The following is a 26,763-nucleotide window of genomic DNA, read 5'->3' on the forward strand; positions in this document are numbered from 1 at the left end:
GCTAGACAATGTCGAAATTTGATGTAAAATTATAGATTTTTTTAAAGGGTATGGATAGATATATATAGAATAAAGTTTGGATGGAACAAGAACAGGTGAAGGAGGAGGACTTATGATTTTCAAAAAAGATCCAATGGATAAAAAAAGTTTGCTTAAAGAATTAGACTCACTAGGCTATTCAGACAGAATCCATAAAATTGCCACTCTAGGCCGTGAAAATCATGGATCCACCCAATATTCAAAATTGCTCGCTTCATTACTGGAAGGCGGTGTCTATGAGGCACAGCTAGCCTTAATGGGGGCTATTGCCACACAGGATGCAAAGATTATTGTGTCAGCGTTAAAGCATCCTATGGCTACTATTAGAAATCAGGCAGCCGGTCTTTTGGCCAAAGTGGCTTCAGATATTGATATTGAACGTGAACTCCCGGAGCTATCCCATGATTGCCGCCGCAAAGTACTGCGAAGTATTTCATTTAATCATCGTCAAGAATTGGCGGAGCGTTTACTGCCTGTTGTGTATGCCCGGTGGGGGGCGGAGGAGGCCTCTATTCTGCTGCCTGCATGTTCTAAGGAAACGGTCAGTAAATGGCTTGTAGAGATTGGATATATCGTTGTGAACTGGAAAAAATTATCCAGCCGTCATCTTGATGCCGTTGCGGAGTATTTTAAAACAACGTTAGAAGGCATCCCCCTTAGGGAAAAGGGATATGTGTGGTGGAGATTTTCATCAGCTATCGAAGCTTTATGCAATGTAAAGCCGGATTTAATTCTTGAATGTGCCATGAATCATGGACCCATGGGTATCATCCATCCTGCGCTTAAAAAACATCTGGGTACTTTAGTCCGAATCCATCCTGAAGCAGTGTACATGCTGCTAACCCGGAAGGAGTCGCGAAGCGATCTGATCTCTCATGGTGTGCCGGATGGCGTTTTAAGAAGGAAAAAATATTTTTCCATAGCTCAATGGATTGAATTAGCCAAGCTGCTTGCAGATACCCCCATACATTTAGCGAAATTGCTTGAGTATATGGCTCCTTCAAAGCGTAAAGTGATTTTTGAGTCGGTCTATGAAGAGGACAAGCGTAAAGAGCGCATTTTTCCAGAGACATTACTGTATCAGTTACCGCATATATTGCGCGACAAGGAAGCAACCCGAATGCTTGGTCTGCGTGAAATCTATGATAGCCGGGACAAAATGATTAGAATTACGGCTTGCCGTTCTATTCTACATTCAAGAGAGCTGCTTGAAAAAGCGGCATATGCCTCTAATGCAGACGAACGCGCAATGGCACTTGTGCAGCTGGTTAAAAGTACTGCGCTATCAAGGCAAGGTATGGATGAGACTTTGGTGTATCTAGGCCGCATCAAAAATGATCAGGATCCTGTACGCTCTGCAGTGATTAGAGAGCTTGCAAACAGCCCGGCATCTATGTTTACGGATGAGAATGTAAAGGAACTTACTTTACTCGTTGATAGTGTTATTGAGGCTAGAGATACTTCCTATGCTACAAGGTCTGCCACACAGGAATTAGCATTTGTGATTATGCGGTTTAATGCGGTACATCCGGGAAGTGAGATCTTTAAGTTCGCTTTAAGCACGATTGTAAAATTAGCCAAGCAGAGCGGACAGCTTTCACTTCCATCCTTCCAGGAAAATATCCCCCGGGGTATAGAAGAGCATTTATTTGAAGTGATTTATCCGCTGGCTGCGGCGGCAAATCAAAGAGAAGACTACAATTTGGTGATCAGCCTGGCGAACTCGTTTGGAAAAAGAGGCTTTGGCATCTCTAAACTTCAAAATTTACTAAGCGATGCGGTACAGGAGAAAACAGCTTCTATCGCAGTACGGGCGGCAAGGCATTGGCTTGCATCTCCTAAAACACGGGATGAGAGAGTCAGAGAATTATTAACCCTGGATAAGTCGTTTATTACCGTAAACGAAGTGTTCCTGCATCTGCATCTGAAACGTCAAGAATGGCTGGATCCATTTATTTCGGGTGAGATTATTAAAGGCAGGTTTTTAACGGGGAAAACCGTTTATGTTGTGCCGGCTACGGATGGGTTCCATAGGTGGCTGCCGCGTCAGCAACAATCTTTTAGAACCTCAATAGAAAGCATCGCGTCAGATGCCAAACGCAGTTTTTATGAACGTTCAACAGCTATAAAGCTAATGGCAAAAATGCCTGATGTCAGTCCGGATAAGCTGGTAAAGTATTTAAAAGATAAGGAAGTAGCTGTAGTAGAAGCTGCACTTTATGCACTTTCATTGTTGGAAGAACCCGAAAAGGCACTTCCCGTTCTACTGGAGAATTTAGATGGAGACAGAGCCCGTGTAGCCATTTACTCGATACCCAGATGCATTCGTAGAGTGAATCCGGCTATATTGTCTTCAATACTTAAAGAACTGTTAAACCGGGACAAACTTAAAATCACTGTCAGAAAAGAGGCCATCCGGTTACTGGGTGCTTATAGAAGCAGTGACAGCATTCCGCTATTGATGAATGAGTTTGAAAAGCCTAATGCTCATAAGGACGTAATCATTGCCATAGGGCATGCAGCGAGACAGCTTTTAGATGATGAACGCGGCTGGAAGATTCTAAGCAACATGGCCACTTCATCACAAAGTGATATTGCGAAAAGTGTACTATGGCAACAACCCAATGAACTTCCGGTAAACTATAGATCCCGGTATTTAGAATTAATCATTAGAATTGCCGGTCATGCAGATCCGGATGTTGGAAGATATGCTTTGAACAGTATGGTCCGTTGGACAAATGGACATGAAGAAATCATTGCGGCTGCCGCTGCAAAGGTTATTCTGGATTTAGAAGATAACGCCAGATGGAATATTGCAATGAACACGCTGACAGAAACATGCCGTGATGGCAAGGTCAATGAGAGGGTAATTGGTGTGTTTAAGGATTTGGCCAGTGTTGAAATTATTGAGGAATGGAATGCTAATGCCAAAAGAGATTTGCCTCATCGGCAACGTCTGTTGAAATTTGCTGACCAACTGACCTCTTTGCCAAAGAACACTCGCGTAAACCTCGTGCCTCTGTATATGGGTATTATTGACTGTCTGGCAGCGGATGAGACCTTAAAGCAGGTTGTAATGAAATTGTATGTAGCCTCAATAGATTGGAATAATGTTCAGGAATCCGTTGCTTGCCTAACTAAAATAGTTCATTGCATTTCAAATCAGCCACATCGTTTAGGCGATGCCTATAAGCAGGTTGCACAAAATTTAAAAGACAGCAAAGGCTACTGGAATCCAGAAACCCTATTAGAAATTGTAGATGTTATAGGGTCGGAAGGTAGTTACGAATCTCAGTTAATGGGACTTTCATTGCTTGAGGTTGCAGGAAGTGTTTTATTGTGGAGTCCGGATTGTGCCCGGATTTTAAGATTATATAGAAATCACACGAACCTTGCGATTCGCTCCCTTGCGTTAGACATTTGGACAGCAATCGATTAATTATGAAAAAAGAAAGCGTAAGAAGAGGGGCGTCGTTTCACATGGAAAGTGTGAGTGTGGATTGAAATTCCCTCTTGCCATGTTATAATAAAAGCAGAACAAGCGTACAATGCAAAGAGAGCCGTGCTACCAACACGACTCCCCATGCAATAGCCGCTTTTAAGGGCGGTAGGCCTCAACAAACAGGACACGGCAAATAGACCGCAAACCTTTGCTGGGAGGGCGGTCTATTTGCGTTTATTGGACAGCAGCGCTACGATAAGTAAATGGATAAGGCCATGAATTTCTACGTCAGTAGAGCTCATGGCCTATTTGGATATCGTAGTTATTCGCCGGATTGCCTGGGGGAAAGGCATTGCTGTCTACCGCAGATTATTCCCCTGCACCGGAGGCTGGAGGTTTCGTGATCGGCAATCCCGAGGAGGAGCAGGTCTACAATATCGTGTTCTTTTCACCCAAAGAAGGCATCAACATCAGCTATAACAACGGCTCCGGCACAAAATTGCAGGAAACGCGGAAGCTCGGAAACGGGCTCTATCTGGTGGCTGCAAGTACGATTACTTATACAGAGAGTCCTGTATCTTTGCTGGGTGTTGTTGTGTTTTTGCTGCTTTTTTATCTTGGTGTCCGGGGGAGAATCCGGTATATGCGCACTCTCGAACGGGGCACGCATACGCTGTACGCGACTGATTTTCAGGCTCGTATCCCGTTAAAATACAACAACGAGCTTACCACCATGGCTACCGCACTGAATGATATGGCCGAGCAAATCGTCGCAAGCCGGAGCAAGGAGAAGGATTTTCTGCTTAATATTTCCCATGACCTGCGCACGCCGTTAACTTCCATCATGGGTTTTCTCAGTTTGCTCAAAGAGAAATCGTATAGCAGTGAGCTGGAAAGGGAGCGGTACGTCGAGGTTCTGGAGGAGCGGACCGGGTACTTAAAGAAGCTGATTGATGAGTTTTTTGAAATTTCGAAGCTGAAATGGAAAACGCCGGTGATAAATAAGAGCTGGGTGAATATGCAGGAGCTGCTGCGCCAGGTTGCGGAGGGATACCATCCCCAAAGCAGGGACACGCATATCGAGACGGTTCTGCAGCTGCCGGATCAGGCGGTTTATGTGGAGGTGGATGCTGACCTATTCGTCCGGGTGCTCGAAAATCTGTTGTCTAACGCCTTCAAATACAGTCGAGCAGATACAGAGCTTGTCATCCTCCTCCGGGAACCGGTGGCAGAGAGCCGCCGCCAACTCCCGGTACGGCTGGAATTGTGGAGCACGCCGGCCCAAGCGATGGACAGCGCGGAGCTGCAACGGTTGTTTGAACGGTTCTACAAGCGGGATTCGTCGCGGGCTGGCGAAGGCGCGGGGCTGGGCCTGTCCATTGCTGCCGAGATCATCAGGCTGCATGGGGGCAAGCTGGACGCGCGGATCGAGGGAGAACGCCTAGGGATGATTATTGAACTGGAGCGTTCGCCATGCAACAGCTGAACTACATGAACGCTGGAAGACGCTCGGGGAATTGCTCCCCGCAGCGTCTTTTTTTTTGGATACACAGGCACTATAGGGCTTGTGATAGGCGGGGGACTTCGCCCCTTCCGACTTTCATTTAATATTCAGTTTGGGTGTTTATAATACGTCTATGAATCGGGGCAAGAGAATATAAAGCTGTGAAACTATTACGCATAGGAGGTTTTCCATGGTAAGGGGAACTCAAAGAATACTGTATATCCTGCTTGCTTTCTGTATAGGACTTTTTATCGCATCCTCCTTGTTTATCCGGGCAAAGTATACCTACTCTGTGTACGGTGACACCACGGTTCTGGAGAAACAACAATGGGTTCTGTTTATCCTGGCGGCCGCGGCCGTTCTGGCTGTAAGCTTTGTTCTGTACAGAATGTGCTTAAAGCTTAACCGGTACAGCAGGAAAATCGTAATTCCGGCTGTGCTGCTGTTTTCGTTTGCGATCCAGCTCTTGATCATTTTCCTGTTCCCCCGGCTGCCGACGGATGATTCGCAAACGGTGCTGTCGCTGGCGATGGATATGCTGTATGAACAGGATTATTCCTCTTTTCAAACGGGGGGATATCTGTATATGTTTCCGTTTAATTTCTCCATGGTCCTGTACCTGAAAACATTGCTGTTCTTATTTCCGGATAATTATCTGGTGATCAAAATATTCAACATCCTGTTCTCGCTCGTTACAACTTTAATGGTCTATTTGCTGTATAAAGAGCTTAATGTCCGGTCGAAAGAAAATGATTATGGGGTTTTAATAATTGCCGCAACCTATATTCCTTCCTTGTTCATGAGCAATTTTATATATAACGATGTGATTGCTACAGCTTTTCTGACCAGCGCTTTATATTTTGCCGTCAGGTTCCTCCGAAGAATGTCCATGAAGGATATCCTGCTGGCTGCCATTCTGCTGGCTATCGGTAACTATTTTAGAAGCACCGGGATGATCTTTCTGATCGCAGTCCTGATCTGCCTGCTCTTCAGCATCCGGACCCTTGGGCTTAAGAAGGCCTTAGCTTCTATAGGCATAACAGTATTGCTGTTCAAGGTGCCCGGCTGGACCCAGAATGCTGTACTGCAGGCAACGCATGTCGTAGATGAGCCGGTGAACAAGAATTCCGCTCCCGTCTATATGTGGCTGAATATGGGCATCAATCTGGAGACCCTTGGGTTCTGGGACAATCAGCAGAGCTACAATATATACCAGAGAGAGGCAAACTATAATAAAGTGGACAGCGTAGAGCTGTTCAAGGCATCCATCGGCGATAAGCTCTCTGAGGCCACTCTGGGTGAACTCGCGGAAATGTATTATAAAAAGCTGGTGTGGACCTGGACAGAAGGGACGTACCAGATGGAGAGATACGGCATTGGAAATGACGGATCGTCCAGAACCGGAGGGAGAGCGGGGTTTGTGATGGACCGCTATAGTTATACTACCTTTGCCACGGATTTGTTTAAAGGAGATTCGAAGTATAGAAGCGGTCTGCTCTGGGTGCTGTATGTCCAGAATTTCCTGATGTATGGCTTTATTCTCATTCGATTGATAGGCGGAATAAGGGCTAAAAGGTTTGAGGAAACCTCTACAATTCTGGTGGTTCTGGGTTTTATCGCATTCTATCTGCTGTGGGAAATAAAGTCCCGTTATATCTATCCGGTGTATCCGCTATTGATCGTGCTGTCGTACATGGGATTCAAAGACGTATATGATTATATGTTGAACAGAAAGAGGTGATTGAAGATGCGAACCAAGAGATACTCAATCTTCTTGCTTGCAGCAGTGCTGGGTTGTTCACTGGTGCTCACCTCATGCGAGGCCATAACCGCTCAAAAAATCACAAAAACGGACTCCGGCTCAAGAATGAACGGGTTCCCGGGAGTGAACGGCGGCACGGACCGGGGTGGGGCCGGCCAGGGAACAAAGGGTGGAGGTCCGGGAAGAAGCGGCAGTCAAGGGACGGACGGCGGGCAAGGCGGGAGACAGTGAGCACTCCCTGCCTTGTACTGTCCGCTGCGGGAGGCCGCTGAAGTCTCAAGCGTGATCCCAAGGCCAGCTATAGGGTTCTTCGGATGTCCTTCTTCTTCAGGCCGTTCTTCTTGGCGGTGGCGTTCCAGAAAGAGTGGGTCGCGGCAAACTTCCAGGCGAAGCGCGGGAAGTTTGGACTGAAGAGCATAGATTCATCTATACTTTGCGAATGTACATTATGAGCCAGGCTTTCCATTGCCTTGCCCAGATTCTTAAGCGGGCCCGTTCCAAGGGGAACCTTCTCGATAAAGTCCATCATTTCACCGGCGCCTTGACCGAGACCCTGCCCGAAAATTAGACCGGAACGGATGCACCAGTTCTGAATGATCTCAAGGGCAATGTGATTCTGCTTCCCTTCAAAAAAACCATTATTCATCAGGGTATAAACGTAAATATCCTTCTCACGCCGCGTTTTCATGTATTCCTCAAGGGTAACAAGCATTCTGAATAGATGTGACGGGACTCCATCCACATAAAGCGGGAAGGCAATAATCAATATATCCATGCCGCACAGTTCGCTGTATTGCCCGGGGGTCAGCGGTTTTTTGTTAATGTTATAATGGGTGATTTCATGCCCGGTGCTTATGAGCGGCTCCAGTGTCTTCAGCAGGTGGTCTGAATTGCTTTTTCGTAGCTTGGGGCTTCCGTTGATCATTGCGATGTTCATGCCAGTACCTCCTTGACGGCTTGCAGCCCGTTATGAAAATAGACCGAATTCCCTGAGGAATACAAATTTAAGCTATTTGCTGCGACCAGTTTTTGTGCTGTTCCCTTCTCGGCTTCAGTGATGTCTTCACCGTAAAAATGCACGGTCAGGGCAAATTCATGGTCATAACGGTTGCGGTGATGGGTTTCACCGTTTTTGGTTACAAAATAAGGCAGCACGTAGGAAATGCTCCGGTTCAACACATTGAGGATGAAAGGACTGTAGCTTCCATATTCACATTTACTGATAATCGTCAGTTCATCGCATTTCGAGAGAAGTTCCCCCATGTTGTTATAGCCGTCCTTCAGAACACAGACTCCAGGCGTCCGGATCCAGCACCCGAAGCAGCCGATACAATGACGGATAGTACCATTGTCCGAGATTACAGTTACGTCGGGGGTGTTGTCTTCAACCAATGCCGCAAATTGTTGCGGATCCAAGTCGTGAATAATCATTTTCATGGGTTATCCTCCTAAAATACAGGTTTGAGCGTAAAGATATCCCGCCAATCTCCGGAATACCGGACCCCGTTATTGGTGAGCAGTGAGGCCATTCCGTGCACCATTGACCATAGGGCAACCAGCTGCTTCGCATATTCTTCTTCCGGCAGGCCAAAGCTCTCAAACAACTGATAGGCTGTTGTGCGGAATAGAGCAAACGGCGGATAATTATCCGAATTATAATGGTCCAGGTCAATGGTGATGTCCGAATGGTAGAAAAGAAATTGAAAATACTGCGGATGGTCAACGAAAAAGTCAATGTAGGCCTGCCCCAGCAAGGAAATCGCCTCCTGAGTGCCCTCCTTTCCGTGAATGGATGTACGCAGTGTGTCCATAAATTGCGCAGTGACATGCTCGCCCATAGCGTAAATCAATTCGTCAATATTCTTAAAATGGCTGTACGGTGCGGTATGGCTGACACTGCATTTCGCTGCGACCTTGCGCAAGGAAAAGCTCTTCAAACCATCTTCATTAATAAGTGTGATGCCGGCTTCTATAAGCTGATTTCGCAGATTGCCGTGGTGATAGGGTTTGTCTTTCATGTGATGGATGCATCCTTCCATTAATCTTAGCGCTGTAAAGATTGTAGCATATAATCTTTACAGTGTTAAGATGTAAAATCAGTTTTAGAATACAGCTGTGTCAAACTCCGCCTTTATGAGAGAGGAGCGTTCTATACCCATAAAAAAATCCCTTCCAGGTTGTGCCTGAAAGGGATTATGACAGCTATAGAATAATGTCTGAGTTTGATTTAGTGGCTAAGCTTCCATTTTCTGCGCCGTATAAAGCCGGTAATAGTGGCCCTTGCGTGCTAGAAGCTCGTCATGCGACCCGCTTTCCGCGATGCCTTTGTTTGCGACATACATAATGCGGTCGCAGTTTTTTACGGTGGACAGGCGATGCGCGATAATGAACGAAGTGCGCCCCTTAAGCAGCTCATTGAGGCCCTTCTGGAGCAGACGTTCAGTTTTCGCGTCGATTGAAGAAGTCGCTTCATCCAGGATCAGAATGCGCGGATCAGCCAGCAGCGTTCTGGCGAACGAAATGAGCTGCCGCTGCCCTTGCGAGAGCTTGGAGCCACGTTCGTTAACCTCGGTCAGGTAACCCTGATCAAACTCACGGATGAATTCGTCGGCACAAACGGTCTTGGCCGCAGCGATCACTTCTTCCTCAGTAGCATCGAGTTTGCCGTAACGGATATTATCCAGGATGGTCCCGGAGAAAATGAAGCTGTCCTGCAGCATGATCCCCATCTGGCTGCGAAGGGACTTCAGCGTAACCTGCGAGATATCCTGTCCGTCCATAAGAATCCTGCCGCCGGTAAGATTGTAGAAGCGGGAGATCAGATTGACGACCGTTGTTTTGCCTGCGCCTGTCGGCCCCACCAGGGCGATGCTTTGTCCTGCCAGAACATCAAAGGAGATGTTCTCCAGAATGTTAAGCCCTGGATCATAGGCGAAGGTTACGTTGTCGAAGGTGACGTGGCCCTGTACAGGCGGCAGTGTCTTCGCATCCGGAATATCGCTGACGGTAACCGGCTCATCCAGCGTTTCGAAGATACGCTCCAGGTAGGCGACGGCATTGATAAAGTTATTGTACAGGTTCGAGAGATTCAGAATCGGCTGCCAGAAGCGGGCGGCATAGCTGCTCATGGCAAGAATCACACCAAAGGTGACATTTACAGGGTCCAGCGTCAGGAGACCCACCAGAAAGATCATCGTTGTAACGATGGTGCTCAGGTTGTCGACGCTAAACGGGATCAGCATGTTGAAACGCACCGCTGTTATCCATTCCTTGCGGAAATTGCCGGCCAGACGCGTGAAAATTCCCTCATTGCGCTGTTCACGGTTGAACATTTGGGTGACGCCGATGCCGCTGATGCTTTCCTGCAGGTAGGCGTTCAGATTGGAGCTTTTGTTGGACACCGCCTGCCATGCCCGGCGCTGCCGGGTTTTGATCAGCAGCATGATGCCGAAGAATACGGGCAGTCCTGCCAGGATAACGAACGAGAGCCGTACATCGACGGCGAACATGAATGCGGCAATAAAGACCAGATTCACAATTTCCAGAACAAAGTTGATAATACCGTTGGACAGCACATCCGAAACCGAATTGACGTAATTCACGACCCGGATCAGGATCTTGCCCTGCGGCCGGTCATCATAATATTTGAAAGGCAAATCCTGCAGATGCTTAAACAAATCCGTGCGGATGTCAAAAATAATGTCCTGTCCGACGCTTGTCATGATGCGTGAGCGATAGGTAGCCAGAATAACACTGACTACGATGGTCACAAGCATCAGCGCGGACCAGCCCAGCAGCGGAAGTTTGGCTTTGGCGGGAATGGTCACGTCGACGACATGCTGCATGATCAGTGGAGCGGACAGTGAAATGGCCGCTGAAATCGCGCTGAGCACAAACGCAAAGATCATGGGCTTTTTCTTCCGTTTGATATACACCATTGCACGACGGAAGTGTTTGATATTAAACGGCGATTCCAGATTCTCATCGACGTCGAATTTATTCCTTGCCATTAGCGGTCACCTGCCTTCCAATACCTTCGTTCTGCAGCATAAACACATCGTAGTAGTAGCCCCGTTTCGCCAGCAGTTCGGCGTGAGTACCCTCTTCAATCAGGCGTCCGCCATCCAGAATGAGAATGCGGTCAGCCTGCGAGGTAGTAGACACCCGCTGCGCGATAATGATCTTCGTGCAGGGATAGTCCAGATCGCGCAGACTTTTCTGAATGTGTTCCTCCGTCTCAAGGTCAACGGCAGAGGTTGTATCGTCCAGAATCAGAATAGGACGGTGGACCGCCAAGGCCCGCGCCAGCGCAATACGCTGCTTTTGCCCTCCGGACAGTCCAACCCCACGTTCCCCGACAACGGTGTCATACCCTTCGGGCATTTTGGAGATGAAGTCGTGGGCAGCTGCAAGCCCGGCATAGGCCATGGCCTCTTCCTCCGGAAGATCGGGGTCGCCATAGGCGATGTTGCCGTCGATGGTATCGGAGAACAAGAGTACATCCTGGGTTGCCATGCCGATATTGTCGCGGAGCTCATCAAGCTCAAGCTGGCGGACATCCACGCCGTCTACCAGCACACGTCCTGCGGATACGTCGTAGAAGCGGGGGATCAGGTTGATGATTGTCGTTTTGCCCGATCCCGTCGAGCCCATGATCGCTATCGTTTCACCGGGTTCAACTGTAAAGCTGACATCGTCCAGCACGGTAGCGCTATCATATTTGAAGCGCACCTGATCGAACTCAATGCGGCCTTCGTAACGGCGTTTCTGTATGGACTTATGTTCGTTTACAATATTAGGCCGGGCATAATAGATGTCGATGATTTTAGTCAAGCTGGCAAAAAAGCGCTGAATGTCGTTGATAATAATCCCAATGTTGCGCATCGGGTTGGATATGGCCCAGATGAGCGAAGAGAAGGCAGCGAATTCACCAAAAGTGATCCGGCCTTCCATAAGGAACAGCCCGCCAGCCAGCATCAGGATGACGTTGAAGCCCTGAGCGAAGGATTCCAGATAAGGAAAGTAATCAAGCCATACCAGGGCAGCCTTTTTGTTAGCTGTTGAATAGTTGACATTCTTCTCTGTGAATTTTTCGATCTCGAACTCCTCGCGGGCGAAAGCCTTGACTACACGGTTGCCTGAAATATTCTCCTGTGTAGTGGTGTTAAGCTGGGACAGCCGCTCGCGCAGGTCAATATACATTGGACGGACGCGTTTGGCGAAAATGAAGGCCACGATAAAAATCGGTGGCGACAGGATAAGCATCCACAGCGTCAACTCCGCATCTATCGTGAAAAAATAGATAACGGCAGCAAGGAAAATCGTTAACGATTCGATGATCGTCTTGAAAATCCATGCCATGGAGTGCCGGACCATGTCCAGATCGCCGGTCATCTTGGTCATGAGGTCGCCGGTGCGGTTATGGTCGTAATATTCCCTGTCCTGTCCCTGAATCTTGTTGTACAAATAAATACGGATGTTGTACATCATGTTCTGCGAGGACTTTTCGTACTGCATGGTTGTCAAATAAGCAAGACCTGTGCGGAGCAGGGAAAAGCCGATCATGCCCAGGCAGAGCGCGATCAAGAGCCCCCGCTCTTGTGTGAGATTCTGCTGCGCATTATCGCCGGCTATGAACGTGTCGACAATGCGCTGACTGATGTACGGATTCACGATCGTAAGACTTGAGCCTACCACCGAGAGGCAGAGCGCCAGAATGTACCGCGTACGGTTTCCCTCCAGGTTCTGCCACAGCCATTTTAGTTCGAACATCTAATCACCTGTTTCTGAATGTTCTTTCACTCTTGCTGGAAAAAGAATGAATAAATCAAGGTGATTATAACATTATCAAACGGCCAAGTATCGGCTACTGGAATATTTTCTTGTTACAATCAATTGAACTCTTTCGAAGGGGGTTTGATTGATTTTGCGGAATTAGAGAAGGAACGGGTTGAATATGGGTCCTTGACTTTGACGTCGCGTCGCACTTTACAATGACCCTGAGAGGAGGAGTCGCATGGAGCTTCAGACCATTAGCCAGATATCCAAAAGCTTTAAGCTCTCTACGCGCACCTTGCGCTACTATGAGCAAATCGGACTGATCCAAAGTACAAAGGTAGCGGAATATGCATACCGGACCTATGATGCCCAAACGGTGCTGCGTCTGCAGCAAATCGTGGTGTTGCGGAAGCTTAGGATTCCACTAAAGCAAATCATTGTGATTCTGGAGAGCAAGGATTCGGCGGAAATCATCGCAACGTTTGAACAGAACCTGAAGCAGGTAGCGGATGAAATTACAGCGCTCTCTACCATACGCACCATTCTGAACACGTTCATCGTCCGACTGAATGAAAGTACTCAGCTGAATCTGAAGCGGAATCTGCTAGATGATGTGTCCATCCTGCCGCTGTTCGACTCCTTAATCACAAGCAAAATCCATTTCAAGGAGGACAAGACGATGGAGGATTTAAATCAGGCGAACGACCGGTTGGAGAAGCTGACGGACAGGGAGGTGCGGATTCTTTATTTGCCGCCGATGTCGGTAGCCGCACTGCACATTATTGGGAAGACAGCGGAGCTTGAGGGGAAGGAACCGATTTATGAGTTTATTCAAAAAAACAAGCTGCCGCAGATCAAGCCGGATTTCCGCCATATCGGGTTCAATCATCCGGATGGACAACTGCCAGATGGGAGTGATCATGGCTATGAAAGATGGATCACCATTCCGGATGAGCTGTCAGTGGAGGCACCCTTTGTCAAGAAAACCTTTGCCGGTGGCCTCTATGCCGCCCATATGATTCCCATGGGAGCTTTCGACGAATGGGAGCGGCTTGGCGAGTGGGTGAAGAACAACGAAATATACGAGTATGCGGGAGGAGATCCCGAATACATGAGCGGTCTTTTGGAGGAACATCTGAATTACATCCACAAGTACATGCTTGCGGCGGATGACAGCACGATCCAGTTGGATCTGTTGATGCCGATCAAAGAAAAAGTGCGTAAAAACGTATAGGCGTATGATGTAAAACCATATTGAGATATTTGCTGGAATCTATAATGTAGAAGAGATGGCTGCTAAACTCATTAGGCAGCCTCTCTTCTTTAGTTATCTTGAAACCGTTATCATTTGTTGTTTGGGGTAGTCATAGAAAAACAGGAAAATAAAGTTTGTTCACTAGTGTACGCCGCACAGTACTGTGTGGTATTATAGTAGTGTAAGGGGGGATGGCTTTGGATATGTCGGAATGGATTTCTCAGGTGCGCCGGGGGCTGCTGGAATATTGCATCCTGCAGCTGATCAGCAGCCAGCCCCGTTACGGTTATGAGCTTGTGACGGCGCTGGGTCAATGGGAGGTGCTGGCCGTTAATGAAGGTACGCTTTATCCTCTTTTGCGGCGGCTGCTTAAGGAGAATTATTTAGAAGCTTTTTGGAAGGAATCGGAGACTGGTCCGCGCCGCAAGTATTATTCGCTCACCCCGCCTGGACGCGAGCTGCTTGCTTCCATGACAGAGGAATGGAGCAAGGTTGTAGGTGCTATCGGGCAAATTCAGCTGTATTGATTAGGTAATCAGGTGCGGCAAATACATGTTCAGTTGGAGGGAAACACAAATGGAAACAAACTCGAATGATTATCTGCGCAGGTTTTATGAGGCATTGGATTTTTTGCCTGAGGAGGAACGGGTAGATGCTGTCCGGGAAATTGAAAGCAGCATAGCCGACGGCATGGCGAGCGGCCAGCCGGAGGCGGTCATATTAGCTCGACTTGGCAATCCGCGCAAGCTGGCCAAGGCTTACCAAAGTGAATATATGATGGGCCGGGGCAGGAGCCTGTCGCTGAAATCCCTGTGGCAGATGGTGACTTTTTATTGCACTACCGGATTGCTAAGTATCATGATTATTCCGATCCTGGCTACTATCGCTTATGGCTTTGGCTTTAGCGCAGTTTTGATCTTGCTGGCAGGGGTGATCCGCAGCTTCGGCGTTTCCTGGATCAATATGAACCTGGGTAACGGCTACGAAGTTCCCTACGCGTGGAGCATCCCTGTTGCCCTTCTGTTCAGCCTGTTTGTTGGTGGAATTGCCTTCATCAGCCGCAAATACTTGCTGATCTATATGAAGTTTCTCTCCAGGCAATACAGCCGGCTGATTCCCCGCTAAACAGCAGGAAACACCGGTTGCCAAGATCATGATCCCTAAGCCTCTGAGTCTATTCTGTTATGAAAGTATGCAGTAATCTGCGCAGCTATTTTGTCAGGGTACTCAATACCCTTAGCCTTGCATATTTCTGCCGCGTCCACTTGAAATAGGGCTATGCTTTTTTTGACAGCAGCTTCTAAATCTTGAAATTCTGCAGTTGTATAATAGGCTTTCAGATGTTCTTGCTTCTCCTCGGGCACACAAAGTTTTACTTTGCTCTCCCAAGCACCCCAGTCCAGCGTATCATACCAGCTTAACAACAGGTCTACATGCGAATGGAACAACACATCCATGTTCTTGATGATTTTAAATAAATCCTTTCGCTTAAAGTATTTAATCAACATCTCTGTATGTAACCAGTAAGTATCCATAGCCCTTACAGTGTCGGGAAGATTATTATCTGTACGATAACCCTGATCAAGGAATGCTGCTGTTTCACCGGCTCTGTCAAAAATAAGCTGATCTCTTGTACAGCCTTTGCAATGCTGCCTGCACATCCATTCTTCAGGATAATCAGCGTTAATAATGAAGAAATCGAACTGGTGCAGCTGGCTGCCTATACGAAGCACACTACAGTAATTTTTGAAATACTCATTATTAAAGCTTTCGCCCCAAAAAATTAAAAGCTCATCTGAAGCAGCGGCAAGAACTGTGGGCACATCTGCGGCAAAAGATTCAAAGTCCTTATCCGCTACCAGAAAAACAGGATCATAATCCGAATAAATATCTTCTGCCCTTCTGCTGATCGACCCATAGTGCCAGCCGCCTTTGCAGCGCTGATCTTTTTTTAAAATCTCTACGACTTTGTTAAAGGCTGCTTCCAGATCCTTGTGCATGAAAAAACACTTCCATTCTTGGTTTATGCTGCCATAATACCACGACCTGCCCCGGAATTATTGCACTATTCCAACCTGTTGTTGTTCATTTCAATCATCTAAAATTGTCGTGTTTTTCGAAAAAATTAATATGAAAAGGCAGTGTGATCTAAATGAAATATGGGAAGATCATTGGTGAGGGTAATACGGCGACCGTATATGAATGGGAAGAAGGGAAAGTGCTTAAGCTTTTCGCCTCGGGTTATCCCCAAAGTGCTGTGGAAACAGAGTTTCAAAACACCAGAATGATCAATGATATGAGCTTTGCAAAGGCCTATGAAATGATTAGCTGCGAAGAGCGCATGGGCATTATATATGAGAAAGTGGATGGTGAATCCCTGTTGGATTGGGTTTTGAGGACAGGCGACCTTCAGGGCTGTGCTGAATATATGGCAAGACTGCATAAGACAATTCTTCAGAACAAAGTCAGTGATGTATTGAATTACAAAGAATTTCTAAAATATCATCTATTAAATGTTCCGTCGTCTAAAAGAATGGATCACGGACAAATATGCGGGATTCTGGATAAACTTAAGGATGGAGACACCCTTTGCCATGGCGATCTTCATCCCGGTAATATATTGCTCGTAAGCGGGCAGCCCGTTGTTATTGACTTCATGAACGTGTGTCATGGAGATTTACTATATGATGTGGCTAGAACAGTGTTTTTGGTACAGTATACTCCCGTCCCCGAAGCTGCTGACGACCGGGAGATGCTGTTGCGGTTCAAAAAAACACTGGCCGATTTATATCTTAACGAAATGAATATTAGCCGGCATATGATAGAAGATTATCTGTCCGTTATTACCGCGGCCAGAGCGGGAGAGTGCCCCGACGAACAGCCGGGGGAGCACTCTTCATAGTCTACTGGCGGTCAGGTTCATTACTAACTCAGCTTACCGTTTCGCCCGGTTATTGCCTCTTCTAATTCCTTATATTCACTAGACTGGGAGTCCACATTGCTTCCTGACAGTCTGAGCTTCTTCAAATGAGGGAGGTTCAGGAGTAGGCTGGGATCCGAAAATGAGGTTTTGCATAAATCCAGTGTTTCAAGCCCGGTCAGGGTGGAGATGAATTCCCATGATTTTGGCTTGAGCATAGTCAGATCCAGGTTGATTAACGACGACATCCCGGTCAGTGCTTCCAGATTCTTTACTTTGGTTCCCCATATCCAAAGCAGCTCCAAATGGGGGAATTGCTCCCGTATGCCTTCGATGGAATTCAGTTTTGTTTTTTCCAGATACAATGTTTTTAGGTTTGGACAAATCCCCATTTCTTGAAAACTCTCCACAGATGAGCCTCTAAGCCGTATTTCCTCAATGCTGTCATGCTGGTAGAAGGGACTTAGATCACTTGCGGCAGCAAAATTAGCGTCCAGAACCTTCAGTTTCCTCAGCTGTGAAACATATGAAAGATCCACAAGCTTTTTAGGAGCGATCAATCTGATTTCCTCTACATTTGGAAAAACCCTGAAAGAATCTAGGCTTTCCAGCTGACAGGTTTGCCCTCCCAAAGAAACCTTCTTCACACCCGCGGCGGGTACAAAGCCTGGCACAGCCTCAATCTCATCAAAGCTCATACTGATAGTCTCCAGGCTGTCCGGGAGAACGGTTTGACTGTCATAATTATGCTTGGAGAAACTGACCGACTTTAAGGATTTAAGAGGGGACAGCAATTGATCGGGCAACGTGTGCTGGACATAGAACATTTGCAGAGATTCCAGATGTTCAAGCCGGGAAAGGGTCTCTATATTCTTTTTAATCGTTGTTTTACTTATGAAGCTTAGATGTTCCAGACTCGTGGCGGAGTCCAGACCGGCAAGATCAGGCAGGGTCAGCCTGGAATTTGTGGTGCCGAATTCAAGATTCTTGAGCTTTGCGAATTCTTTTAAAGGCTCGTAGGTTGTGATCTGTTTGACCTGGAGAAGTTTCAGTGTGTCCAGCTCATAAATGGAGCGGGGCTGATGAAACCATGCGTACTTTTTATAGTTCTCGACGTATGAAGCTGCTTCGTCCGCAAGGGCAGCTTTTGACTTGGCGTAATCCATTTCACGGCCTCCTAGCAAAATAAAATGATATAAACAGATATTGCTAACTTAGCATACGGCCTCTCCTATAACAAATCACACGATGCCGGATCCGGTGTTCCTGCTGAGGCCCGGCGGGCCTCAACTTTGTATTTATGATAAACTAAACCATATACAGCCGCACCGGACAGCGTATTGAAAATGTACATAGAGTGATAACTGGCTTGGTCCGGATAGAGACAGGAGGATGAGGCATGAGCTTTGTTGCCGTAAAGGGTGAGTACAAGCGTTACAAGATGGGCGAGAATGTGATTGTCGCCAACGACGGGATTGATTTTGAGATTAATAAAGGTGAATTTGCCGTCATTGTCGGTCCCAGCGGCGCGGGTAAATCGACCGTGCTTAATATTCTTGGCGGAATGGATTCCGCTGACGAAGGCCAGGTCATTGTGGACGGTACGGACATTGCCAAGTTCAGTGCCAGGGAGTTAACAGGCTACCGCCGCAATGACGTGGGTTTTGTGTTTCAATTCTATAATCTGGTGCCCAATCTGACGACGCTGGAGAATGTCGAGCTTGCTTCGCAGATTTCCCCGCGTGCCTTGGATGCACGTAAGGTGCTGGAGGATGTAGGACTGGGGGCGCGGCTGGATAATTTCCCGGCTCAGCTGTCCGGCGGTGAGCAGCAACGCGTCGCGATTGCCAGAGCGCTGGCTAAGCAGCCGAAGCTGCTGCTCTGCGACGAGCCGACAGGCGCGCTTGACTACAACACCGGCAAGCAGGTGCTGAAGCTGCTGCAGGATACCTGCCGCAATACCGGAACTACGGTCATCGTAATCACGCATAATCTGGCGATTGCCCCGATGGCAGACCGGGTCATTGAGATCAACAACGCTAAGGTACGGAAGATGGTAACCAATCCTTCGCCGGTATCCGTTGACGATATCGAATGGTAAGGAGAAGGCATCTATGAAAAAACGAGCGCTATGGAAAGATATTTTTCGTGAAATCGGGCACACCAAGGCCCGCTTTATTTCAATATTTGCAATTATTATGCTGGGCGTCAGCTTTTTCTCAGGGATCAAGGCAGCCGGGCCGGATATGCTGGATACCGCGGGAACCTTTTACCGGGAGACGGGGCTGATGGATCTGAAAGTGCAGAGCACCTACGGTTTGACCGAAGACAACCTTAAACTGCTGAAGGATGTGCCGGGGATCGGTGAGATTCAGCCGGGTTATAGCGCGGATGTGTTCGCCGGAGACAATGCTTTGATCCTTAAGGTCTTTTCGTACAATACAGATGCAACGCTTAACCAATACCGCATGATCGAAGGACATCTACCGGAGCATTCCGGAGAAATCGTGCTGGATGACGTGCTGGCCGGAGAATATGCGCTGGGAGACAAGATAACGTTTAGCGGAAACGGTAAGGATACGGAGCTGTCAGACGACTTCGGGACACTGGATTATACCGTAGTGGGCTTTGTGCGGAGTCCCCAGTTTATTGAGAAGAACAACCGGGGGACCAGTACGGTTGGCAAAGGCACGGCGGATGCGTTCGCCGCTATCCCGGAGGCAGACTTTAAGCTGCCGGTTTATACGGAAGCCTATCTGTCTTTCACGGATACTGCCGGGCTGAAGGCTTATTCGCCGAAGTATGAGGTGCTGATCGAACAGCATACTCAAGCGGTAGAGCAGGCACTATCCGGCGTGCCGGAAGCGCGGCTTGCGGAGCTGCGGGCGGAAGGCGGGAAGGCGTTGTCCGGCGGCCCCCTGGAGGTGGCTGCTGCCAAGCAGCAGCTCGCAGCGCTGGAGCTGCCCAAGATCTATGTCACAGACCGGAATGTAAGTCCGGGGTATACCGAATATAAAGACAACGCTGACCGGTTGTCGGCGATTGCGAGCGTATTTCCGGTGTTCTTTTTCCTGATTGCTGCGCTGGTCAGCCTGACGACCATGACACGGATGGTTGAGGAGCACCGCCTGCAGATCGGAACACTTAAAGCGCTTGGTTATGGTAACCGTGACATTATGGCCAAATTCATGGTCTATGGCACGCTTGCCAGTCTGGCGGCTTCGGTAGTTGGGCTTGCTGTAGGCTTCACCCTGCTGCCTACCATTATCTATAATGCGTACAGTTCACTCTATAACCTGCCGGATATCGTTAAAAGCTTCTATCCTTCGTATTCCATCCTCTCCGTTATTGTGGCGCTAATTTGCACTACGCTCACGGCTTGGATTGCTTCCCGGGTAGAGCTGCGCAGCAACGCTTCTGTATTGATGCGTCCGAAGGCACCGAAGAGCGGGCAGCGGATTATATTGGAGCGGGTATCCTTTATCTGGAAACGGCTGAATTTTGTCCAGAAGGTTACCGCACGGAATCTGTTCCGCTACAAGCAGCGGATGTTCATGACTGTGTTCGGTGTAGCTGGCTGTACGGCGCTGATCCTGACCGGGTTTGGCCTCAAGGACTCGATCGGCAGCATCGCCGGAGAGCAATTCGGCACGATTATGAAATATGATGCGCTTGTAGCGCTGCATGATGATGTGCCTGCCGGTTCACGGGATGCCTATGAGCAGTTGATCACCGGTGAGTCCGCCATTACTGGGACGCTGAATGTGGCGCAGGAAACGATGACCGCACGTGCCAGCGGTGTAAATGACCAGGATGTGAATTTGTTCATACCAGCATCCGTTGATTCTTTATCCGACTATGTGGAGCTGCGGGACCGGACAAGTGGAGAAGGGCGGAAGCTTACGGACGAGGGGGCTATTGTCTCGGAGAAGCTGGCTAAGCTGTACGGGGTTGAGCCGGGCGACAAGTTGACCGTCGTGGACAACAAGAACGAAACCTTCAAGATTCAGGTCGCGGGGATTACGGAGAACTATGTGATGCACTATGTGTACATGACACCGGCGTATTATTCTTCTGTAATCGGGAAAGAACCGGTATTCAACACAGAACTGCTGAACTATGGCGTGCAGGATGCAGCCTGGGAAGACGGACTCAGTGAAAAGCTGACGGCTAGTGAGCGTGTTGCTGCGGTCAGCTTCTCCAGCAGTGTAGGCTCCGCCTTCGACGATACCATGAAGAGCATGGACGTTGTAACCTTGGTGCTCATTGTGTCAGCGGCGGCACTGGCTTTTGTCGTACTTTACAACTTAACCAATATCAATGTGTCCGAGCGGATCCGCGAGCTGTCGACGATCAAGGTGCTGGGCTTTTATGATAAGGAAGTAACGTTGTATATTTACCGCGAGAATATTCTGCTAAGTGTACTCGGCATTGTGGCCGGTTCCGGGCTCGGCATATTGCTGCACAGCTTCGTTCTGAGGACGGCTGAGCTGGATGCGACGATGTTCGCCCCAATCATCAAGTGGCCCAGCTATGTGTATGCCGCGCTGTTAACCTTGTTGTTCTCGGGTATTGTTATGGTTTTCATGCATATCAAGCTCAAACGGATTCATATGATTGAGGCGCTCAAGTCAGTGGAATAACGCTTGATAACAATATGAGCAAAGCCAGCCGATATCGGCTGGCTTTTTGTCAAATAAGGGACGATAATTTCATATGCAGGATAGGAAAAGGATTTCCCTGCCCATCCAATGCAGACCGGTCAAACACTTGAAATCCCATATGCTCGTAGAACCCTGCAGCTTGGGGATTCTGCTCATTCACGTCCACCTCGTGTACATCCAGTGCTTCAATAACCCGGGCAACCAGCTTTCTGCCGATGCCTTGCCCCATCGCCTCAGGGGCTACGAACAGCATCTCAATCTTATGATCCTGCACCCCTATGAAGCCCAGCGGCTGCTCCTGTTCATCGGTGAACACAAGCAAATGGCCGATTTCCCGGAGTCCTTCAAGAACCACAGGCCGAAGAGCAGCGATATCCTGTTCGGAGAGAAAATGATGGGTAAGGCGTACCGATGCTTCCCAAATGTCCAATAGACCGGATAGCAGAGCTTCCGTTCTGGTTGTGATCCGGCGTATGCGCTCCCGATCTTCCCCTGTCATCAGCTTGACGAGGACACCGCGGCAGCCGAAGCAACCGCAGCTGCGGTGATTGCAGTCTGCTGGGCAATGATGATGTTGGTAATGCTGGTGGAGAGCACCGTGTTCAAGATACCGTTTTGCACTTCATCCACCCCTTTAATCGCTGCCAGCGCAGCAGACAGCAGCAGCAGCTCCTGCTCGGTGATCGACCATTTGCCGAACCCCTTTTGCGTGCGGAGAAATTCGAAGGTCCCGGAGACATCGTTCACAATGTCTTCCCTGCTTAGGGGAAGCAGGGACAGCACGCCAAGCGAAGAGAGGGTGAATTGCTTGTCCATGCGGATGTTTTGTGCAAGGAAGGCATCGCGTAAGGCCAGTACTCGGTCCGCCGCCGCCTTGGCTTGATTGCCAAGAACCAGTACTTGTGTCAAGGCTTGCACGCTGTTGCCGGACCGGAATTCGGGCTTAAGCGTGGCATAAAGCTGCTCCATCCGTTCCACGCCGCTTTCGATATCGATATCGGACAGGCCGAGCATGGCGGCGAAGATGTAATCATCCTGCCCCGTGAGGAAACGGTGCTTCGCCTTCATGTAGTCATAAAACCGCTTTGCCCGCTCTACCGTGCGCAGATATTGATCCGGCGCTTGGTTTGCGGCAATTTGATAAGCCGCCACGACCAGATAATCGGAGCCATAGAATTTGATATCCTTCAACATGTCATATACGGACAGCGTGTTTCTAAGCTGTCCTTCCCTGTCGGCAGAAAGGGAGAGCAGGGCAGAAATGCTGATTGCAGAAGACCCCCTGAATGAGGAGAAGAGGCCGGTGTTCTCCTTGATCAGCTCATAGCTGGCGCGGATCGCCCCTTCATCTGCAACCTTATCCTCTGTTGTGTACAATAATGCCGCTAACCGGCTGACCAGCGCATTTTGCCAAGGGAACTCCTTTTTGATACTTTGTGCGTTTTGTGCGAACAGCACAAGCCTTGCTGTATACGGCTCCTTCATTAGCTTCCACCTCTCACTAAACTGTGTTTTATTTCCTATTAGATATTTTACTATACCATGCAAAAATGAAGAAAAACGAAAGCAATAGATGACTATATTTAAAGTCTACCTTGCCGGGTGCAGTGTACTCAGTCAATATTGAATTAGGAAAGTAAGCGGTACCCGAGAAAATTGGAGGGCGATGCTAGTAATGAAGGACTTTGTAATCCGAAATCCGAAAGAAGAAGATGCGGAGCAGATCGGGAGCCTGGATTTTGTTCTTAATATGACCTATCTGTATCATGGCGATCTGGATAAGAGAAATATGTTATGCGCAGTGAGTGGGGAAGATAAAATTATAGCAGTTGCCCACCTGATGGAGCATGAGACCTTTCATGCGGCTGGACATGATGAAGATAAGGATTTCATCCGATATCTAAAGTTTCAAATCCTATTTGCGGACGGTGTTGAGGATGAACAGATCAAAGATGCCCTGACGGATGCGTTAATTATACGGTCCAGAGAAATTAAAGCCGAGCATCTGGACAAGCGCATTGTACTGGCTGAATATTTAGATGCGGATAATCTCAAGGATTTGAGCTACTACCTGGCCCGCGGATTTACCATCCGGGACACGATTGTCGTATTTAGATTCGACCTCAGTCAGGACATTCCCCGCTATCCTTTACCGGAGGGGGTGCAGGTGCTGCCATTTCTACTAGATAACAGCGAGGCTTTGGAACAGTACCATCAAGCTGAGCTTGCTTCCTTTGACGGTGTCGCGTGGAGTATGAACCATTTACGCTGGATGCAGGGATCGCCGGAAATGGTCAATTTTTGTGCGTTTGCTGGCAATCAATTGATCGGCAACACGTCCACATGGCGCATCACGGATGAACGGAGCGCAACGGAAAGTGTTTTTGTCATACCGGAATGGCAGAAACAAGGCGTCGCCCGGAGCATGATATGCACAGCTCTGGAGCATCTGAAGCAGCAGGGCAAATCAATCGCCACCTTGGGCACGCATGGAAACAATCGGAAGGCCATTCGACTATATACTCAGATCGGCTACGAGCTGTACGGGTTCATCCTGACGATCGGCTATGCAATCGATTAAAATACGTAAAAAGAACATCCTGAAATGGACGTTCTCTTTACGTCGTATAAGAGTTAGAGCGATTACGCTTCAAAGCTGAATTGTACAACTGGGAAGCTGCCATCGTAAAAGTGGAGCAACCAGGCAGCGTGGTGCTTCCAGCCCAGTTTTTCGTCGGGATCATCCAAATTGGTTGTTCAGCTGGATGCGCTGGAATACTTGTGGAGGCTGCGGTTGAAGAAGAGTGTCGCAACTGTAAAAAGGATGACCATAAGTACGGCCCCTGCCGCAAGCATGAGGGGCTCAGCTTTCTGGACAAGTGCTTCAGCCGGAACCGATACGATGAACCCGACAGGCAGCACCCATGTCAAGACCAACCGGAGCGGGCGCGGATAGATGCCGATCGGATACCTTCCCGCTTGCAGGATATCTTCCATAATCCACAACATGTAGGTCCCTCTGTACCAAAAAGCGACAGAGCTCAGAATCAGCATCACGGAGTACAGAATTCCGAGTGAAATAACTAGTGCAAGCAGAAACTGAGCAGCGGCTAGGAGGGTAATTTCGCTGTTCATGCCGTCTATCGCGAAAAGGATTACACCTGTGGCAACGGCGATATGCAAAATCGACCAGAGAGACCATTCCCGCACACTGATATAATATTGGGTCGATATAGGTTTCAATAGGGTGTAATCAAACGTCCCGCTTTCAATCTCGCCGTCCATGCCGCCAAGCTTATTCATGCTGGGGCCGATCACAACATTTTTTACGGCTTGCACCAGCATGTAAACGCCGAGTACAGCCAGAGTCTCCGGCATCGTCCAGCCGTTAAGGACCTCATTGTTGACGTAGAGAATATAAATTCCCCCAATACCGCCTGCCAGACCTAACACCGCACTTAAAAAATTCATAACAAAGTTCAGCCGATATGCTGACTCATTCTGAAACGCCGCCTTCATGAAGGTAAAGATTAGTCTGAAATATCTCATGATTATCCTCCCACTGCCGAATATTTACGCTGGCCGTACCGGTTTACACCATAACACACAAGCATCAATACAGCAGTCCAGAGCAGCTGCATGGTGAAGCCCCGGATCATGCTCTCACGGTTTAATGTGCCCATAAGCGCCTCCACCGGGAAAGAGATCATGTACCTGTAGGGCAGAAAATGCGTAAGCTGGTTAAGCTGTCCGGGGAACAAGGCAAGCGGAGCCACCTGTCCGCCGAACAGAAAGATGAAGGTATCGTTGACGCTGAGCAGTGCCGAGGAATGCTGTGTCCAAAAAGCGAGAAGGGACAGGATGTAGGCGAGCAGAAAGCGAATCATGAGTGCAAGCATAAGGGCCGCAAGGCCGGCAGCTACGGACACAAATGTAAAACTGGCCTGCACGCCCAGCAATAACCCGAGCAGCGTAACCACAACCGCGACAAACGGGATGCACACCATTTTGACAGCTGCTTCTTGTCCGACCGCTCCATAAATAAGAGGCAACGGACGCAGCAGCGCTGAGGATATCGAGCCATTATGTATCGCTTGAGCCGTTGACCAGTGTGTCGTCGGATACGTCATTTGATTGATAAGGATGAGGCACAGATAGTATAGAACAAAGGCATTCCTGTCATATCCCCCGATTGTGCCGGATGACGCAGCCGTCGACCAGACGATCATATAGATCACAGGTCCGATCATCCAGCCGAGTGCAAGCGTCCAGAAGAATCCTTTTTCCGACATGAAATTGAAGAGCTGGCCCCGAATCATCGCTATTCCGCCGCGGATATTCATACAGTGATCCCCTCTGCGTATATAGTGTCAATCACTGATTCAATGGGGGGATCAGCGATTCCGAAATCAATGAGGATATACCTGCTCATCAGCATTCCGCTGGCCCTGACGACATCCTCTTTCTTTACCCGGAGGGTGTGTTCATTCCCGCTATTCTCAATCCATTCTGCGGGAATTCCATCTATCTGAAGGCTCTCCGGGCTCAGCGGAGGATTCTCTTCTTCAAGGGTCAGCTTGATGATCCGGTATGGTGTGATCTTGTCCGTCAGGCTGGACAGCTTACCGTCATAGACCAAATGTCCGCCGTTGATCAGCATCACCCTGGAGCAAAGCGAAGTGATATCGGACATATAATGGCTTGTCAGAATAACCGTTGTACCAAATTTCTGGTTATATTCCTTCATATATTGCCGCAGCCTTAATTGCATTGTCACGTCCATCCCAAGTGTCGGCTCATCCAGATACAGGATTTCCGGCTTATGCAGAAGGGTGACAATAAATTCGCATTTGGACCGTTCACCGAGCGAGAGGTTGCGTGCTCGTTTTTGCATAAGCTTACCTACATCGAACATGTCCCCAAGCTCTACAAGATGTCTTTTGAAATCCGCTGTGGGCACTCCGTAGATCTCTTTGAAAATGTGCATCGTATCATACACGGTGTTATTCCACTGCATTTGGCTGCGATTGCCCATGAGCATGCTGATCTTCTTGAGATATTGGGGTTTGCGCTGCCAGGGGGTAAACCCCGCCGCCGTTGCACTGCCCGAAGTCGGGTAGAGCAGCCCGGAGAGCATTTTGAGTGTCGTGGTCTTGCCTGCGCCATTCGGCCCGATGAACCCGACCATTTCACCGCGTTCTATGGCAAAGCTCACCTCGTCTACAGCCTTAACTTCATTAAACTGCGGACGAAACAAGCTGCCGAACGCCGAACGAAGGCCGGCTTCCCTGACTGGAATACGATATGTTTTTGTTAGTCCATTTGCTTCGATATGATACGCCATAGATTCATCCTCCTTTGATGACAGGAGTTTATCATGCCGGGGGAGGGGTGGTGCA

At 48.5% G+C, this 26,763-nt stretch carries 23 protein-coding genes; 11 read left to right on the top strand and 12 right to left on the bottom strand.

All coding sequences use genetic code 11. The features are described from left to right. Nucleotides 1–112 precede the first annotated feature (112 nt). From NSS79_RS04015 to NSS79_RS04030, 4 genes are all read left to right on the top strand, one after another. Nucleotides 113–3,478 carry a HEAT repeat domain-containing protein gene (locus tag NSS79_RS04015; RefSeq protein ID WP_342438374.1) on the top strand — a complete coding sequence of 1,122 codons (3,366 nt, stop codon included), beginning with the start codon at nt 113–115 and terminating at the stop codon, nt 3,476–3,478. Between the two features lie 355 nt (nt 3,479–3,833). Further along, complete coding sequence (locus NSS79_RS04020) at nt 3,834–4,967, top strand: HAMP domain-containing sensor histidine kinase (RefSeq protein ID WP_342438375.1); 1,134 nt, start codon at nt 3,834–3,836, stop codon at nt 4,965–4,967. Between the two features lie 208 nt (nt 4,968–5,175). After that, nucleotides 5,176–6,726, top strand: coding sequence for a glycosyltransferase family 39 protein (locus tag NSS79_RS04025; RefSeq protein ID WP_342438376.1), 1,551 nt, complete (start codon nt 5,176–5,178; stop codon nt 6,724–6,726). Between the two features lie 6 nt (nt 6,727–6,732). After that, a complete protein-coding gene (locus NSS79_RS04030) occupies nt 6,733–6,978 on the top strand; it encodes a hypothetical protein (protein WP_340894830.1) in 246 nt (81 codons plus the stop codon). A gap of 67 nt (nt 6,979–7,045) precedes the next feature. Here NSS79_RS04030 and NSS79_RS04035 read toward each other — a convergent pair whose 3' ends face one another. The 5 genes from NSS79_RS04035 to NSS79_RS04055 all read right to left on the bottom strand — a co-directional run bounded on the left by NSS79_RS04035 (nt 7,046) and on the right by NSS79_RS04055 (nt 12,519). Then, a complete protein-coding gene (locus NSS79_RS04035) occupies nt 7,046–7,684 on the bottom strand; it encodes a hypothetical protein (protein WP_038585928.1) in 639 nt (212 codons plus the stop codon). Then, entirely contained in the window at nt 7,681–8,184 is a 504-nt protein-coding gene (locus NSS79_RS04040; RefSeq protein WP_340894826.1) for a flavodoxin family protein, read from the bottom strand. Before NSS79_RS04040 ends, NSS79_RS04035 begins: the two co-directional genes overlap by 4 nt. 11 nt (nt 8,185–8,195) lie before the next feature. After that, nucleotides 8,196–8,765: a TetR/AcrR family transcriptional regulator gene (locus NSS79_RS04045; protein ID WP_076110266.1), complete on the bottom strand. Its 570-nt coding sequence runs from the start codon at nt 8,763–8,765 to the stop codon at nt 8,196–8,198. A 216-nt stretch (nt 8,766–8,981) separates the two neighbouring features. Further along, a complete protein-coding gene (locus NSS79_RS04050; protein ID WP_342438377.1) occupies nt 8,982–10,757 on the bottom strand; it encodes an ABC transporter ATP-binding protein in 1,776 nt (591 codons plus the stop codon). Then, a complete protein-coding gene (locus NSS79_RS04055) occupies nt 10,744–12,519 on the bottom strand; it encodes an ABC transporter ATP-binding protein (RefSeq protein ID WP_076110268.1) in 1,776 nt (591 codons plus the stop codon). Before NSS79_RS04055 ends, NSS79_RS04050 begins: the two co-directional genes overlap by 14 nt. 244 nt (nt 12,520–12,763) lie before the next feature. Between NSS79_RS04055 and NSS79_RS04060 the strand changes: the two genes are divergently transcribed. From NSS79_RS04060 to NSS79_RS04070, 3 genes are all read left to right on the top strand, one after another. Beyond that, nucleotides 12,764–13,759, top strand: coding sequence for an effector binding domain-containing protein (locus NSS79_RS04060; RefSeq protein WP_340894824.1), 996 nt, complete (start codon nt 12,764–12,766; stop codon nt 13,757–13,759). Between the two features lie 224 nt (nt 13,760–13,983). Beyond that, entirely contained in the window at nt 13,984–14,307 is a 324-nt protein-coding gene (locus NSS79_RS04065) for a helix-turn-helix transcriptional regulator (RefSeq protein ID WP_052092434.1), read from the top strand. A gap of 49 nt (nt 14,308–14,356) precedes the next feature. Next, nucleotides 14,357–14,905, top strand: coding sequence for a DUF1700 domain-containing protein (locus tag NSS79_RS04070; protein WP_076110270.1), 549 nt, complete (start codon nt 14,357–14,359; stop codon nt 14,903–14,905). A gap of 35 nt (nt 14,906–14,940) precedes the next feature. Here NSS79_RS04070 and NSS79_RS04075 read toward each other — a convergent pair whose 3' ends face one another. Continuing rightward, nucleotides 14,941–15,780 carry an aminoglycoside 6-adenylyltransferase gene (locus NSS79_RS04075; RefSeq protein WP_342438378.1) on the bottom strand — a complete coding sequence of 280 codons (840 nt, stop codon included), beginning with the start codon at nt 15,778–15,780 and terminating at the stop codon, nt 14,941–14,943. Between the two features lie 152 nt (nt 15,781–15,932). Here NSS79_RS04075 and NSS79_RS04080 point away from each other — a divergent pair, with 152 nt between their 5' ends. Beyond that, the gene (locus NSS79_RS04080) at nt 15,933–16,682 is read left to right on the top strand and encodes an aminoglycoside phosphotransferase family protein (protein WP_342438379.1); all 750 of its coding nucleotides are present in this window, start codon (nt 15,933–15,935) and stop codon (nt 16,680–16,682) included. Nucleotides 16,683–16,705: 23 nt separating this feature from the next. Here the strand turns inward: NSS79_RS04080 and NSS79_RS04085 are convergent, their stop codons facing one another. Beyond that, nucleotides 16,706–17,866 (bottom strand): hypothetical protein, encoded by a 1,161-nt coding sequence (locus NSS79_RS04085; RefSeq protein WP_342438380.1) that lies wholly within the window; start codon nt 17,864–17,866, stop codon nt 16,706–16,708. Between the two features lie 233 nt (nt 17,867–18,099). On the opposite strand from NSS79_RS04085, the gene NSS79_RS04090 reads away from it, so the two are divergent. Together NSS79_RS04090 and NSS79_RS04095 are read left to right on the top strand one after the other, a co-directional pair. Continuing rightward, nucleotides 18,100–18,801: an ABC transporter ATP-binding protein gene (locus tag NSS79_RS04090; RefSeq protein ID WP_341089812.1), complete on the top strand. Its 702-nt coding sequence runs from the start codon at nt 18,100–18,102 to the stop codon at nt 18,799–18,801. 13 nt (nt 18,802–18,814) lie between these two features. Then, nucleotides 18,815–21,343 carry an ABC transporter permease gene (locus NSS79_RS04095; RefSeq protein ID WP_342438381.1) on the top strand — a complete coding sequence of 843 codons (2,529 nt, stop codon included), beginning with the start codon at nt 18,815–18,817 and terminating at the stop codon, nt 21,341–21,343. 49 nt (nt 21,344–21,392) lie between these two features. Here the strand turns inward: NSS79_RS04095 and NSS79_RS04100 are convergent, their stop codons facing one another. Both NSS79_RS04100 and NSS79_RS04105 read right to left on the bottom strand, forming a co-directional pair. Next, nucleotides 21,393–21,863: a GNAT family N-acetyltransferase gene (locus tag NSS79_RS04100; protein ID WP_342438382.1), complete on the bottom strand. Its 471-nt coding sequence runs from the start codon at nt 21,861–21,863 to the stop codon at nt 21,393–21,395. Next, nucleotides 21,863–22,849, bottom strand: a complete 987-nt coding sequence (locus NSS79_RS04105; protein WP_342438383.1) for a DUF4003 family protein — start codon at nt 22,847–22,849, stop codon at nt 21,863–21,865. Before NSS79_RS04105 ends, NSS79_RS04100 begins: the two co-directional genes overlap by 1 nt. 190 nt (nt 22,850–23,039) lie before the next feature. On the opposite strand from NSS79_RS04105, the gene NSS79_RS04110 reads away from it, so the two are divergent. Beyond that, entirely contained in the window at nt 23,040–23,945 is a 906-nt protein-coding gene (locus NSS79_RS04110) for a GNAT family N-acetyltransferase (protein ID WP_342438384.1), read from the top strand. A gap of 176 nt (nt 23,946–24,121) precedes the next feature. Here the strand turns inward: NSS79_RS04110 and NSS79_RS04115 are convergent, their stop codons facing one another. Genes NSS79_RS04115 through NSS79_RS04125 form a run of 3 tightly spaced genes read right to left on the bottom strand, consistent with a single transcriptional unit; the run spans nt 24,122 to nt 26,708 of the window. After that, entirely contained in the window at nt 24,122–24,913 is a 792-nt protein-coding gene (locus tag NSS79_RS04115; protein ID WP_076110279.1) for an ABC-2 family transporter protein, read from the bottom strand. A 2-nt stretch (nt 24,914–24,915) separates the two neighbouring features. Beyond that, nucleotides 24,916–25,707 (bottom strand): ABC-2 family transporter protein, encoded by a 792-nt coding sequence (locus tag NSS79_RS04120; RefSeq protein WP_038585969.1) that lies wholly within the window; start codon nt 25,705–25,707, stop codon nt 24,916–24,918. After that, nucleotides 25,704–26,708 carry an ATP-binding cassette domain-containing protein gene (locus NSS79_RS04125; protein ID WP_340894812.1) on the bottom strand — a complete coding sequence of 335 codons (1,005 nt, stop codon included), beginning with the start codon at nt 26,706–26,708 and terminating at the stop codon, nt 25,704–25,706. Before NSS79_RS04125 ends, NSS79_RS04120 begins: the two co-directional genes overlap by 4 nt. Nucleotides 26,709–26,763: the final 55 nt, after the last annotated feature.

Source organism: Paenibacillus sp. FSL L8-0436, assembly GCF_038593025.1.
Classification (GTDB): Bacteria; Bacillota; Bacilli; order Paenibacillales; family Paenibacillaceae; genus Paenibacillus_AQ.